This is a genomic window from Variovorax boronicumulans (assembly GCF_019352895.1).
Taxonomy (GTDB): domain Bacteria; phylum Pseudomonadota; class Gammaproteobacteria; order Burkholderiales; family Burkholderiaceae_C; genus Variovorax; species Variovorax boronicumulans_A.
Map to the genome: position 1 here is coordinate 1,704,524 of NZ_JAAAFX010000004.1, position 13,708 is coordinate 1,718,231.

The following is a 13,708-nucleotide window of genomic DNA, read 5'->3' on the forward strand; positions in this document are numbered from 1 at the left end:
ACCCCGGAAGGTGCCGCGCCACGCCTCATTCCTTCCAGCCGCCGCCCAGCGCCTTGTACAGCGTGACCTGGTTCTGCAGCTGCAGCAGGCGCGTCTGCACCGCGGCCTGCTGGGCGCTGAACAGCGAACGCTGCGCGTCCAGCAGGTCGAGCGAGCTCGCGATGCCGTTGCGGTAGCGCAGGTCCGACAGCTTGAAGCGCTGGTCCTCGGCCGCGGCCTGCGCGCGCAGGGCACGCACCTGCTCGCCCAGCGTGGCGCGGCCCGCGAGCGCATCGGCCACTTCGCGGAAGGCCGACTGGATCGACTTCTCGTACTGCGCCACCGCGATCTCGCGGCCGGCGCGGGCCGAGTCGAGGCTCGCCTGGTTGCTGCCGGCGTTGAAGATCGGCAGCACCAGCTGCGGTGCGATCGAGAACGCATTCGAGCCGCTCTTGAACAGACCCGACAACTCGTTGCTGGCGGTGCCGGCGGTGGCGGTCAGCGAGATGCGCGGGAAGAAGGCCGCGCGCGCTGCACCGATGTTCGCGTTGGCCGAGCGCAGCAGCTGCTCGGCCTGGCGGATGTCCGGACGCTCGATCAGCAGATCGGAGGGCAGGCCCACCGGCAGCTCGGGCATGGCCTGGATGGCCTCGAGCCGCCCCAGTCCGTTGACCGTCGGAAGGGCCGCGGGCGGCACCGGCGCGCCAAGCAGCAGCGCCAGCGCGTTCTCGTCCTGCAAGCGCTGACGCTGCTGCTGGGCGTAGGCCGCGCGGGCGGTTTCGGCGGCTGAATTGGCGGCCTGGAAATCGAGCTCCGAGGAAACGCCGTTGTCGAAGCGCAGCTTGGTGAGCCGCACCGACTCGTCGCGCGTGACCAGGGTCTGGCGCGTGAGTTCGAGCAGTTCGTCGTCGGCCAGCAGCGTGTACCAGCCGGCCGCCACGGCGCCGATCAGGCTGATCTGCGCGGCCTTGCGGGCCTCTTCGGTGGCCAGGTACTGCGCGAGCGCGGCTTCCTTCAGGCTGCCGAGGCGATTGAAGAAGTCGATTTCCCAGGACGAAACGCCCAGGCCGACCTGGAAGCTGTTGCCCAGACGACCATCGATCACCGAAGGCTGCCGCGTGGCCGAGAAGATGCCGTTGATCGCCGGGTACTGTGCGGCACGGCTGATCTGGAACTGCGCGCGCGCCTGCTCGATGTTGAGCACCGACACCCGCAGGTCGCGGTTGTTGGCCAGCGCGGTGCGGACCAGGTCCTGAAGCCGCGCATCGGTGAAGTAGTCCTGCCAGGCGAGCGTCGCCGCCGCCGCGCCGGCGGGTTGCGCCGGATCGCCCGGGAAGGTGGTGGGCACGGGCGCCGCGGGGCGCTCGTAGGTCGGGATCAGCGAGCAGCCGGCCAGGAAGGCGCTGGCGGCCAGCGCGCCGAGCGTGTGGCGTGAAATCATTCGCTTAGTCATGGCTTTGTTCGATCCCTGCCGCTTCGGCGTGGCGCCGATCGACTTCATGCTGGCGCGCGCTGCCCTTGAACAGGGTGCGCACGACCACGAAAAACACCGGCACGAAGAACACCGCCAGCGCGGTGCCCGTGACCATGCCGCCCAGCACGCCGGTGCCGATGGCACGTTGGCTGGCCGAGCCGGCACCGGAGGCCAGCACCAGCGGCAGCACGCCCAGGCCGAAGGCCAGCGAGGTCATCACGATCGGGCGGAAACGCAGGTGCGCGGCTTCCAGCGCAGCTTGCACCGCACCCTTGCCCTGCGCCTGCAGGTCCTTGGCGAACTCGATGATCAGAATCGCGTTCTTCGCGGACAGGCCGATGATGGTGATCAGCCCCACCTGGAAGTACACGTCGTTCGAGTAGGACCGCAGCATGGTCGCCGCCAGCACCCCGAGCACGCCCAAGGGCACCACCAGGATCACCGACAGCGGGATGGTCCAGCTTTCGTACAACGCGGCCAGGCACAGGAACACCGCCAGGATCGCGAAGCCGTACAGGATCATGGCCTGCGAGCCTGCGAGCTTTTCCTCACGCGACTGACCGGTCCATTCGAAGCCGAAGCCCGCCGGCAGCTTGGCCGCCAATGCTTCCATCTCGGCCATCGCCGCGCCGGAGCTCGAGCCCGGTGCGGCCGAGCCGGAGATGCGCACGGCCGGATAGCCGTTGTAGCGCACCGTCTGCTGCGCGCCGTTGACCCAGCGCGTGCTCGCGAAGGTGGACAACGGCACCGGGTTGCCCTGCGTGTTGCTCGCGTTGAGCTTGAGCAGGTCGTCGGGCTGCATCCGTGCGGGTGCATCGGCCTGCACCACCACGCGCTGCAGGCGGCCCTGGTTCGGGAAGTCGTTGATGTAGCTCGAACCCAGCGCGGTCGACAGCGTCGTGTTGATCGCGTCGAAGGTCACGCCCAATGCGTTGGCCTTGTCGCGGTCGATGTCGATCTGCAGCTGCGGCGCGTCTTCCAGGCCGTCCGGGCGCACCTGCGTGAGCAGCTTGCTCTGCGAGGCCATGCCCAGCAGCTGGTTGCGCGCGTTGATCAGCGCCTTGTGGCCCGCACCCGAGCGGTCCTGCAGGCGGAAGGTGAAGCCGCTGGCGTTGCCCAGTTCGGGAATCGGCGGCGGGTTCAGCGGGTAGATGAAGGCATCGCGCACACCCGAGAGCGCACCGAAGGCACGGCCCGCGAGCGCATCGGCCGAGTGCGCGGCACCGCCGCGCTCTTCCCAGTCCTTGAGCGTCACGAAGGCGAGACCTGCGTTCTGGCCCTGGCCCGAGAAGCTGAAGCCCAGCACGCTGACCATGCTCTGCACTTCAGGCTGCTTGAGGATGTAGCCCTCGACCTGCTCCATGACCGACAGCGTGCGGTCCTGCGTCGCACCTGGCGGCAGTTGCACGTTGACGATGATGTTGCCCTGGTCTTCCTGCGGCAGGAAGGAGGTCGGCAGGCCGCGGAACAGCAGCACCACCGCGCCCACGATCGCGACGTAGATGATCAGGTAGCGCGCGGCGCGCTTGAGCAGCCGGGCCACCACGCTCTCGTAGCCCTTGGCCGTGCGCGAGAAACCGCGGTTGAACCAGCCGAAGAAGCCCTTCTTCTCATGGTGGCTGCCCTGTTCCACGGGCTTGAGCAGCGTGGCGCACAGCGCCGGCGTGAGCGACAGCGCCATGAAGGCCGAGAAGCCGATCGAGGCCACCATCACCGCCGAGAACTGGCGATAGATGTTGCCGGTCGAGCCCGCGAAGAAGGCCAGCGGCACGAACACCGAGATCAGCACCACGGTCACGCCGATGATGGCGCCCGAGATCTGGCGCATCGCCTTGCGCGTGGCCTCGAGCGGGTTCAAGCCCTCCTCGGTCATGATGCGCTCGACGTTCTCGACCACCACGATCGCATCGTCCACCACGATACCGATCACCAGCACCATGCCGAACATGGTCAGCACGTTGATCGAGAAGCCCAGCGCGGCCAGCACCGCGAAGGTGCCCAGCAGCGCGATCGGCACCACGATGGTCGGGATGATCGTGTAGCGCCAGTTCTGCAGGAACAGGAACATCACGACGAACACCAGCGCCACGGCCTCGAACAGCGTCTTGACCACTTCGGTGATGGAGATGCTCACGAAACGCGAGCTGTCGTAGGGGATGCTCCACTTCACGCCTTGCGGGAAGTACTTGGCCAGCTCGGTCATCCGGTCACGGATGGCCTTGGCCGATTGCAGCGCATTGCCGCTGGGCGAGAGCTGGACGCCGATGCCCACGGCCGGCGCGCCATTCAGGCGGGCCGAGGTCGAATAGGCCTGGCCGCCGAGCTCGATGCGCGCCACGTCCTTGAGCCGCACGGCCGAGCCGTCGGTGTTGGCGCGCAGCACGATGTTGCCGAACTGCTCGACGGTGCTGAGCTGGCCGGTCACCACCACGGTGGCGGCGATGCTCTGGCCGGTGATGTTCGGCAGGTCGCCGATCGAGCCCGAGGAGACCTGGGCGTTCTGCGCGCGGATCGCGGCATTGACGTCGGCCGAGGACAGGTTGAAGCCCTGCAGCTTGGCCGGATCGATCCAGATGCGCATGGCGCGCTCGGTGCCGAACAGCTGCGCCTGGCCGATGCCGGCCACGCGCTGCAGTTCGGGCACGATGTTGCGCGAGGCATAGTCACCCAGCGCGATCGGATCGATCGCCGGGTTGTCCGAAGACAGCATCGTGAACAGCAGGAAGTTGTTGCGCGACTTGTCCACGCGCACGCCCTGCTGCGTCACCGCGGCCGGCAAGCGCGGCGTCGCACGCGACAGCCGGTTCTGCACGTCCACCTGGGCCAGGTCGGCGTTGGTGCCGGTCTCGAAAGTGACCGTGATGGTGCCGGTGCCGTCGGCCTGGGCCACCGATTCCATGTAGATCAGCCCGGGCGAGCCGTTCATCTCGCGCTCGATGACGGACAGCACGCTGTCCTCGAGCGTCTGGGCCGAAGCCCCCGGATAGGCGGTGCTAATGACGATGGCGGGCGGTGCCACCGGCGGGTACTGCGAGATCGGCAGCTGCGTGATCGCCACGCTGCCCATCACGATGATGAACAGCGCGATCACCCACGCGAAGATGGGCCGATCGATGAAGAATTTAGCCATGCGGGCGCGCTCCTTACTTGGCAGCCGAAGCCGCAGCGGCCGGCGCCGAGGCTGCCGGTGCGGCAGCAGGGGCCGCCGCCGCTGGCGCCGTACCCGGCTTGACCCATGGCACAGCCTTCACCGGCGTACCGGGCGGCATCATCTGCAGCTTCTGGAAGCCGTCGACCATCACCTGTTCGCCGGCCTTGAGGCCGTCGAGCACGATCCACTGGTTGTCCTGCGCGGCGCTGATCTTCACCGGGCGCTTGCTCAGCTTGCCGTCGGCCGCCACCACGGTGACGGTGTCGCCCTGCTCGGTGCGGGTGACGGCCTGCTGCGGCAGCGCGATCGCGTTGCTCACCTGGGCCTGCTCGATCTTCACGCGCACGTACAGGCCGGGCAGCAGTTCGCCCTTGGGGTTGGGCAGCTCGGCGCGCAGCGTGACCTGGCCGGTGGTCGAATCCACGGTGAGGTCGGAGAACAGCAGCTTGCCCGCCAGCGGGTACTCGCCGCCGCCTTCGAGCACCACGCGGATGCTGGCCGCGTCGGCACCGTCGGCACGCTTGAACTTGCCGTCGGCCATGGCGCGACGCAGCTTGAGCACATCGTTGGCCGATTGCGTGAAGTTGACGTAGAGCGGGTTGATCTGCTGGATCACGGCGAGCTGCGTCGCGTCGCCCTGCCCCACCAGCGCGCCTTCGGTCACCAGCGCACGGCCGATGCGGCCCGAGATGGGGGCGGTCACGGCCGCGTAGCCCAGGTTGATCTTGGCGGTGGCCACCGATGCACGGCCCACGGCCACGTCGGCCTCGGCCGTCTTCTGCGAAGCCACTGCGCTCGCGTACTCCTGCTTGCTCACGGCATTGGCCTCGACCAGCGGCTTGTAGCGATCGGCCAGGGCCTTGGCCTGCACGGCATTGGCCTCGGCACGCGCCAGGCTGGCCTGCGCGCTCTGCGCCGCGGCGGTATAGGGTGCCGCATCGATGCGGAACAGCGGCTGGCCTGCCTTCACGTCGCTGCCTTCACGGAACAACCGCTCCTGCAGGATGCCGGCGGCGCGCGCACGCACCTGCGCCACCCGCGAGGCTTCCAGGCGGCCCGGCAGCTCGGTCACCAGACCGACATCGGTCGGGGTCGCGACCACCACACCGACTTCGGGCGGCGGCGGCGCGGCACCGGCCGGCGCTGCCGCCGCGGCGGGATCTTTGCCCTTGCCGCAAGCCGCAAGCAGGGCGAAGACCAGCACGGCGACGGTGGACAAGGCCATGCGCCGAGGGGAAAGCGAGCGAAGCGAAGAGACATGCAATTGCGGCATGTGATTCCTTTGAAGCAAAGAGGAGACGACGCGAAGCGATCTTGATCGCCGTCAAGGCCTGTCGGCCAGGTGGGTCATCGGGAGGCGGCTAGTTTACATACATTCATGGATGTATAGTTAGGCGAGACATTCAAATCCTTATCAGGAGACAAATTGGCCCGCCACACGAAGGAAGAGGCCCTCGCCACACGCAACCGTCTGCTCGATGCAGCGGAACTGCTGTTCCAGGCGCAGGGCGTTTCGCAGACCTCGCTGCAGCAGATCGCGCAGCAAGCGGGGGCGACGCGTGGCGCGATCTACTGGCACTTCAAGGACAAGGCCGATCTCTTCAACGCGATGATGGAGCGCGTCACGCTGCCGCTGGAGGCGGCGGCGCGGAGCACCGGCCCGGTGCGCGACGATCCGCTGGAGGAAATCGAACGCGGACTGCTCGTCGCGCTCAAGCTCATGACCACCGACCCGCAGGTGCGGCGCGTGTTCGAGGTGGCGACGCACAAGGTCGAGTACACGCACGACATGCAGTCGGTCCAGCAACGCCACCTGAGCGCACGCGACGCCTGCGTCACCGATTTCGAGCAGGCCCTGCGCCATGCGGCACGGCGCCAGCACATCCGCCTCGCCATTCCCGCGGCGGCGGCGGCCCAGGGACTGCATGCGCTGGTCAGCGGCCTGATCCAGAACTGGCTGCTCGACCCCTCGGCCTTCGACCTGGTGCAGGTCGGCAAACGCACTTTCGAGGTGTATGTGAACGGCCTGGGCTTCGGCCATCAGCCCGCCGCGATCGAAATCCTGCCGGAGAAGCTTTCGATGGTCGCCTGATGGGCGATAATGGCGGGCTTGCGGTGCATCGCCGCAGGCTCTCTCGCTGTATTTCAACGGATAGAATTCGGCCCTCCGAAGGCTGAGATCCAGGTTCGATTCCTGGCGGCGGGACCAGACAATCGCTTCACGGCATCCCGGAAGCACCCGAAACCCGCATGCTGCAAGGCATTGCGGGTTTTTTGTTGTCTCGGATTTTCCGCGCCCCGGGGCCAGCCTGCGGCCCGCCCATCAGACGATCCCCGCCGGCACCGCGACGGCGCCGGCCCAGGGCGGCGCGGCGATACGGCCTCAGGACGGGTGCGAGACTCGTGTTTCGTTGCCGACGTCCTGGGCCGACAGGCCGAAGCCCTGCTTGAGCAAGGAGACGAAGCCGTCCATGTTGTGCACGTCGAAACTGCCGCCGATGCGGATGCCCTGGATGGCCGGATCGGCGATGACCAGCTTCCGGGTGTTGTAGCGGTTGAACTGCGTGGCGGCTTCGCCCAGCGTCGTCTGGTCAAAGACGATGCGCCCCTGGCGCCAGCTCAGTTCGTCGTTGATCTGCTTCGCGCTCTTCGACATGACCAGCAGGCTGTTCGCGCTGGCCACGGCCGACTGGTTGCGCGTCAGCACGGTGGGTTCGCCGCCCTTGGGGTCCTGCGTCGAAGCGACCTGGACGCGCCCCTCCTCCACCGTCAGCTTCACCTGGTCGCCCTGGCGCCGCACGAGAAAGCGCGTGCCGAGCACCGTGATCCGGCGATTGCCGGCGATCACGACAAAGGGATGGTCCTTATCGTGCGCGATATCGAAATAGGCTTCGCCGTCATCGAGCCACACCTTGCGTTCGCTCTCGTTGACCGAGGCGCGCAGCTGGGTGGCGGTGTTCAGCGTGAGCATCGAGCCGTCGCGCAACGCCACGGACTGGCGCGCGCCCACGGCGGTGGCGTAGTGACGGTCGCCGTGCAGGCTGGGTCCGTACTGCCACGCCAGCCAGCTGGCGCTCGCCACCGCGATCAGCACGCCGGCCGCGATGCGCTGCAGGGAGAAACGCGGCAGCCAGGCACGCGAGTCCGCGTGGGATGCTGCCGGGGCCGCGGGCGCGTGCAGCGCGCTCAGCCGGTCGCCGCGCTGCCATGCACTGGCCAGCCGCAGCCACGCTACCCGGTGGGCGATCGATTCGGCGATCCAGGCGTCCAGCGCCTGTTGATCCACGTCGCTCCACACCTCGCCATCACGGCGTGCCAGCCAATCCGCGGCCAGGGATTCGATGCGTTCGGCTTCGGTCATGTCGAAAGCTTCTTTTCGTTTTCCGCGCGAGTGAAGGCTCGGGTGTCCAGGCTCACGCCGCCGGAATGCAGCGCATCCGCCAATGCCCTGATGCCGAACGAAACCTGCCGCGCAACGGTGTCTTCGGTGATGCCCAATTGAGCCGCCACCTCGCGCTGGGACAGGCCGTCGATCTTACGCATCTCCACGATGCGGCGGCACTTGAGCGGCAGCACCTCCAGCGCCGCCTGCAGCATCCTGAGTTCGCCGCGGCCGGCCACATGGCGCTCGGGCGTGAGGTCGTCCACCGACAGGTCCAGCGACTCGAGTTCGGCCACCGCTTCGATCGACACGATCTGGGCCCGCCGCGCGCGATCGATCAGCAGATTGCGCGCCGTGGCAAAGACGAAGGGCTTGACCTGCTCGGGCATGGCCTTGAAGGCGGACTCGTACACACGGACGTAGACGTCCTGGCGCAGGTCCGGTATTTCGGCCTCGTCGCGCCAGTTCCGGCGCAGGAAACGCGTGAGCGCCGCCTCCAGCGGAAGCACTTCACCGGTGAACCATGTGTCCAGGCTAGTGAGAAGCAAGAAGACGCTCCGGAAGATGGACGGCCGAGGCCAGCGCTCGATGAATGGGATGAGGACTTAAGGTAAGACGAGCCACGGAGAAATATCTGGCAGGGCGCCGAGAAAAGAACTGGAAAAAACTCGGCGTGCACCGGACGAGGGCACGATGCTGCCGGAAAACGGGGCCGCGTTCGTCTCATAGGGCAGGCCAACCCTCAGCTCACCGGAAACGCAGCCCTATGAACAGCCCCTGGAGACGGACGTCCGTCTTCTCCCTCCCGACCTGCCATCGCATCGCCGCCGCACTGGCATGGCTGCTGGCGGCCGGCCTGTCATGTGCCCACCCGCGCGCGTTCGACGTCCGTGGCGGCGCGCTCAAGCCCGCGCTGGACGCCTACATCGCGCAGGCCGGCGTCCAGCTGATCTACAAGGTGGACGACGTCAGGGACCTGTCGACGCCGGGGGTGCAGGGCACCATCGCACCCGAAAAGGCGCTGGAGCGCCTGCTGCAGGGGACCCATCTGCGTGTGCGCCGCGGGCAGGACGGCGCCATGGTGCTCATCGCGCAGCCCCCGGTACGCGGCACCGCTCTTCCCGCCACCATGGAAAGCAGGCCCTAAACGCCCGGCCATGGCGCGGGCGGGCGTGACCGTCCCCATGCGGGCGCCGAACGCCTGCCCTCCGGAGGCCGCGCCTCGCTTTCTCAGGCCGGGGCACCGTGCGCCTTGGCGCGCTGGTAAGCCGCATGCAGCACGTCGTGCACGGGGCCGGGCCGGCCATCCCCGATGGTCCTGCCGTCGAGCTGGACGACCGCCAGCACTTCCTTGATGGCCGAGGACAGCAGCAGCTCGTCCGCATCGAAGACCTCCTCGCGCGACACGCGCCGCAGCACGAACGGAATGCCGTGCGCCTTGCAAAGGCGTTCGAACAGGCCGTAGCGGATGCCGGCCAGGACGAGGTTGTCCTTTGGCGGACCGAAGAGCGTCCCCTCTTTCACCAGCCACACGTTGCTCGCCGCCGCCTCGCTGAGCCAGCCGTCCCTGAACATGATGGTCTCCGCCGCCCCGGCGTCGACGCTGATCTGCCGCGCGAGCACCGCGCCGAGCAGGCTGGTGCTCTTGATGTGCGCCTTGTGCCACCGGAAGTCCTCCGCGGTGATACAGGCCACGCCCCGGCGGCGGATCGCCTCCGGCATCGGCGTGATCGGGTTGACCATCGCGAACACCGTGGGCTGCAGGTCGGGGATCATCGAATGCTCGCGCGGCGCCACGCCGCGCGTGATCTGGAGGTACACCGATTGCGGCGCCAGGCCGCCCGGCGCGGTCAGGCGCGCAACGATCTCGCGCCATTGCGCGAGCGGCATCGGATTGGGAATGCGCAGCTCGGCCAGCGAGCGGTCGAGACGCGCCATGTGCTCTTCGAAACAGAAGGGCTGGCCGTGGAAGACGGGGATGACCTCGTAGACCCCGTCGCCGAAGATGAATCCACGGTCCAGCACGCTGACCTTCGCCTCCCTCAGGACGGTGTATTCACCATCGAGATAACACGGCGTGGCAGGCAGGAAATCGATCGCAGGATGCATGGAAGGAACGCGGCGGCATGCCACGGGATGTGCGCTGACCGGACATCGACGACATCCATGTCCGGCCAGCGCGAGGATGATGGGATGGGGTCTTTCGCACCGCGGGCCAGGGCCTGGAACCGTGGTCCCGCGCCCCGGACGACCGCCGCTCAGGCGTGCTGCGGGATCTCTCGTTCGGCAGCCACGGCGCCCAGTGCCGCGTAGTAGCGGCCGACCGCGGTCCCCAGGAAAGCCTCCAGCGGCACCTGCTCCTGTCCCACGAAGCCCGAGGGCGGCAGCTTGCCCGCACGCAGCATCCCGAAGACACCCACCACGCCGGCGGCGGTCGACAGCTCGATGGCCGTGCGCTCGGTGCCGCACAGCGACTCGCCGAAGATGCGCGCCAGCCGCGTCTCCTGTTCGAAGCGTCCGCCGCGCATGCCCGAGCAGGACGCGAAGACGATGACCACGTCCTCGCGGCTGTGCGGCACCGCGTTCTCCAGTACCTCGCGCAGGAGATCGCGCCGCTCGATCAGGCGCAGATCGTGCAGCAGGAAGGCCATGGCATCGCGGTGGCCGGGATAGCGGATCGTCTTGTAGTCGAGGTTGCGCACCTTGCCCGTCAAGGTCTCGCAGAGCGTCCCCAGGCCGCCCGAGGTGTTGAAGGCCTCGAAGGCCTCGGCGTCCAGCGTGAAGGTCTCGTGGCCCTCCATCGGCTGCACCGATTGCCTGCGGCCGTTGACGATGGCGTCGCACGGATTGCAGTACTCGTTGATCACGCCGTCGATGCTCCAGGTGAAGTTGTAGCGCAAGCTATTGGTAGCATTGCGCGTGAGCGCCCCCACGCGCAGGCGCAGGTCGAACAGCTCGTCGAACCGGCCGGCCAGGTGACCGCCCAGCATGCCGATCACGCCGGGGGCCAGCCCGCACTGCGGCATCAGCACCGCGGTGGCGTCGGCCGCGATGCTGCGGATTGCCGTGGTGGCCGCGACGTCCTCCGTCAGGTCGAAGTAGTGGACCCCGCGCCGCGCGGCCTCGCGGGCCACACGCTCGGCCAGATAGAAGGGCAGCGCGTTGATGACGGCCGAGTGCGTCGCGAGGACCGCGCCCAGGGCCTCGGCGTCGTCGACATCCAGCGCGATGCGCTTGACGAGCGGATGTGCGTTTGAATGCCCGGTCACCGCCTTGTCTGCGAGCGTGACCGGCACGGCTTCGTGGACCGCCAGCATGTCGGCGACGGTGCTGCCCACCTTGCCGGCACCAAGGACCAGGACGTTGCGAATATCGAGTGCTTTCATTTGATTTTCCTGTGATACGAAACACGATCCGCAGCCAGCCCTGCCAGCCAGGGCCCAGGCGTCGGAAGAGAGGGATCGGATCGCCGGGAGGCGACCCGAGGTCGTCGAAACGGCAATGCGTCACGGCGATGGCATGGGTGGGGCACGCGGTGCCCGTGGCGGCGCGCGCCTGGCGTTCGGATGGATGCGGGCTCAGGGCTCCTGCGCCGTGGCCAGCAGGTACTCGACCAGCAATCCGACGGGCCGGCCGGTGGCGCCCTTGGCGGCGCCACCGTTCCATGCGACCCCGGCGATGTCCAGGTGGGCCCATGGGAACTTCTGCGCGAATCGCTGGAGGAACTTGGCGGCCGTGACGCTGCCGGCACCCCGGCCGCCCAGGTTGGCGACGTCGGCAAAGTTGCTCTTGAGGCTTTCCGCATAGGCGTCGTCCAGCGGCATCCGCCAGCACGGGTCCTGCGCGGCCTCGCCGGCCGCCAGCAAGGCGCTCGCCAGGGATTCGTCGGTGGCGAACAGGCCGCTGCGCACCGAACCCAGGGCCACCACGCAGGCCCCGGTCAAGGTCGCGACATCGATCACCGCCGCGGGACGGAAACGTTCGGCATAGGTCAAGGCATCGCACAGCACGAGCCGGCCTTCCGCGTCGGTGTTGAGGATCTCGATGGTCTGCCCGTTCAGGCTCGACACGACATCGCCGGGCTTCATCGCCGACGTGCCGGGGAGGTTCTCGCAGGCGGGGATCAAGCCGATGACGTTGATCGGCGGCTTGAGGCGCGCCAGGCTTTGGAAGGCCCCCAGTACGCTGGCGCCACCGGCCATGTCGTACTTCATCTCGTCCATGCCCTCGGAGGGCTTGATCGAGATGCCGCCGCTGTCGAAGGTGATGCCCTTGCCGATCAGCACCACCGGCGGCCTGGACTTCCTCGCACCTTCGTAGCGCAGCACGATGAAGCGCGCCGGCTCCGCCGAACCCTGCGCGACGGCCATGAAGGCGCGCATGCCTTCCTTGCCGATGTCCTGCGGCCCCAGCACCTCGCACTTGAACCTGGGGACCTTGGCCAGGGCCATGGCCGCTTCGGCCAGCCGGGCCGGCGTCGCATGGTTGGCCGGCAGATCGCCCCAGTGCCGGGCCAGCTCGACGCCTTCGGCGATCGCGATGGCCCGGTCCAGCACGGGCTTCAGCGCCTCGGCATTGCGCGCAGCGATCCACACCTTTTCCAGCACCTTCGGCGGCGTCTCCGGTGCCGATTTCGTTGCCGCATAGACGTAGGTGCGCTCGAAGATCGCGCTCACGACCGTGCGCAGCGCATGCGCGCTCGCATCCGACGCGAACCCGATGGCCAGGCGCCCGAGCGAACGCGACCGGGCCAGGCCGATCGCCGCCTGAATGCCGGCGCGCACATGGGCGACCGACTGGTCGTCGATGCAGGCCAGGATCAGCCGGGTCGCGCCGATGCCCGGCGGGCGATACATCATCAGCACGCTGCCGGGCTGGGTTTCCAGGTCGCCGGCGTCCAATGCCGCCCGCGCGAGCTTCGACAGCGCGCCCGCACCCGGCTGGATGTCCTTCGACACCAGGAACACCAGGGCGTCCGCTCCCTGTCGCGACAGCTGTGCGGCATCCGCGCTGCCCAGCGCGATGTCCACTCTCGGTTTCTTCATTTCTCGAGGCATTCGATTCTCAATTCAGATTGAAATTGAATTCCTGCGTCGCGATGACTTCGGAGCCATCCGCCACGCATTTGTATTGCTGCATCGCGGTCCTTACCGCAGCGTGAAAGACCTTCGGCCCCGAGAGGATCGTGACGTCCTGAATCGCGCCATCCTTGATGTGGATCTGCGCCTTCACCACGCCTTCGATGCCGTCCGCCACCGCCTTGCGCGGCATCTCGGGAGAGACCTGAGTCGGACAGGCGACCCCGATGGCCGCGCGCCGGGGCCCGGCGGCCACCGGTGCGGGCGGTGGCGGTGGTGCGATCACCGCAGGCTCGGGCGGTGGCGTCGTGGACGCGGCGATGGCCGGCGCCGTGCTCGTCGCCTGCGGCACGACCTCGGCCGGCGGCACATAGGGCGGCGGCGGCGCCACGCGCTTGGGCACCACCACCGTCTTCTCGATCCGCTTGGGTGGGGGCGGCGGAGGCGGCGGCGGTGGCGGCGGAAGGGTCACCTCCTGGATCACGACGGCCTGCATCGGCTTCCTGACCAGCTCGAGCCCCTCGCGCGCCAGGCCCGACATCAGGGCATAGCCGAGCAGCACATGCAGCAGGACCACGATGGCAATGCCCTTGACGCGGCGACGCGGGTCGCGCGCCTCGAAGCGGTAGTCCATGGAGAAGGTA

The 13,708-nt window shown here is 68.1% G+C and carries 11 protein-coding genes and 1 tRNA gene; 3 read left to right on the forward strand and 9 right to left on the reverse strand.

The features are described 5' to 3' along the window. Window positions 1-25 precede the first annotated feature (25 nt). From K0H49_RS09465 to K0H49_RS09475, 3 genes are read right to left on the reverse strand one after another with little or no spacing between them, the layout of a single operon-like run. On the reverse strand, window positions 26-1,420 hold the full coding sequence (locus tag K0H49_RS09465) for an efflux transporter outer membrane subunit (RefSeq protein WP_374122328.1): 1,395 nt from the start codon (window positions 1,418-1,420) through the stop codon (window positions 26-28). A gap of 4 nt (window positions 1,421-1,424) precedes the next feature. Next, window positions 1,425-4,583 (reverse strand): efflux RND transporter permease subunit, encoded by a 3,159-nt coding sequence (locus tag K0H49_RS09470; protein WP_219211469.1) that lies wholly within the window; start codon window positions 4,581-4,583, stop codon window positions 1,425-1,427. Window positions 4,584-4,596: 13 nt separating this feature from the next. Further along, window positions 4,597-5,877: an efflux RND transporter periplasmic adaptor subunit gene (locus K0H49_RS09475; protein WP_219211470.1), complete on the reverse strand. Its 1,281-nt coding sequence runs from the start codon at window positions 5,875-5,877 to the stop codon at window positions 4,597-4,599. Window positions 5,878-6,030: 153 nt separating this feature from the next. Between K0H49_RS09475 and K0H49_RS09480 the strand changes: the two genes are divergently transcribed. Further along, window positions 6,031-6,696: a TetR family transcriptional regulator gene (locus K0H49_RS09480; RefSeq protein ID WP_219211471.1), complete on the forward strand. Its 666-nt coding sequence runs from the start codon at window positions 6,031-6,033 to the stop codon at window positions 6,694-6,696. 42 nt (window positions 6,697-6,738) lie between these two features. After that, window positions 6,739-6,813, forward strand: a tRNA-Arg gene (locus tag K0H49_RS09485). A gap of 174 nt (window positions 6,814-6,987) precedes the next feature. On the opposite strand, the gene K0H49_RS09490 is transcribed toward K0H49_RS09485, so the two are convergent. Continuing rightward, on the reverse strand, window positions 6,988-7,965 hold the full coding sequence (locus tag K0H49_RS09490) for a FecR family protein (protein WP_219211472.1): 978 nt from the start codon (window positions 7,963-7,965) through the stop codon (window positions 6,988-6,990). Further along, window positions 7,962-8,534, reverse strand: coding sequence for an RNA polymerase sigma factor (locus K0H49_RS09495; protein WP_257624644.1), 573 nt, complete (start codon window positions 8,532-8,534; stop codon window positions 7,962-7,964). The genes K0H49_RS09490 and K0H49_RS09495 overlap by 4 nt, the downstream gene beginning before the upstream one ends. Before the next feature lie 218 nt (window positions 8,535-8,752). Between K0H49_RS09495 and K0H49_RS09500 the strand changes: the two genes are divergently transcribed. Then, window positions 8,753-9,133, forward strand: coding sequence for an STN domain-containing protein (locus K0H49_RS09500; RefSeq protein WP_219211475.1), 381 nt, complete (start codon window positions 8,753-8,755; stop codon window positions 9,131-9,133). Window positions 9,134-9,216: 83 nt separating this feature from the next. Here the strand turns inward: K0H49_RS09500 and K0H49_RS09505 are convergent, their stop codons facing one another. The 4 genes from K0H49_RS09505 to K0H49_RS09520 form a co-directional block, all read right to left on the reverse strand. Further along, a complete protein-coding gene (locus K0H49_RS09505; RefSeq protein ID WP_219211476.1) occupies window positions 9,217-10,095 on the reverse strand; it encodes a D-amino acid aminotransferase in 879 nt (292 codons plus the stop codon). A 149-nt stretch (window positions 10,096-10,244) separates the two neighbouring features. Continuing rightward, on the reverse strand, window positions 10,245-11,372 hold the full coding sequence (locus K0H49_RS09510; protein WP_219211478.1) for a saccharopine dehydrogenase family protein: 1,128 nt from the start codon (window positions 11,370-11,372) through the stop codon (window positions 10,245-10,247). Window positions 11,373-11,564: 192 nt separating this feature from the next. Continuing rightward, the gene (locus tag K0H49_RS09515) at window positions 11,565-13,031 is read right to left on the reverse strand and encodes a leucyl aminopeptidase (RefSeq protein ID WP_219211480.1); all 1,467 of its coding nucleotides are present in this window, start codon (window positions 13,029-13,031) and stop codon (window positions 11,565-11,567) included. 19 nt (window positions 13,032-13,050) lie between these two features. Beyond that, on the reverse strand, window positions 13,051-13,698 hold the full coding sequence (locus tag K0H49_RS09520; protein ID WP_219211482.1) for an energy transducer TonB: 648 nt from the start codon (window positions 13,696-13,698) through the stop codon (window positions 13,051-13,053). Between the last annotated feature and the right edge of the window lie 10 nt (window positions 13,699-13,708).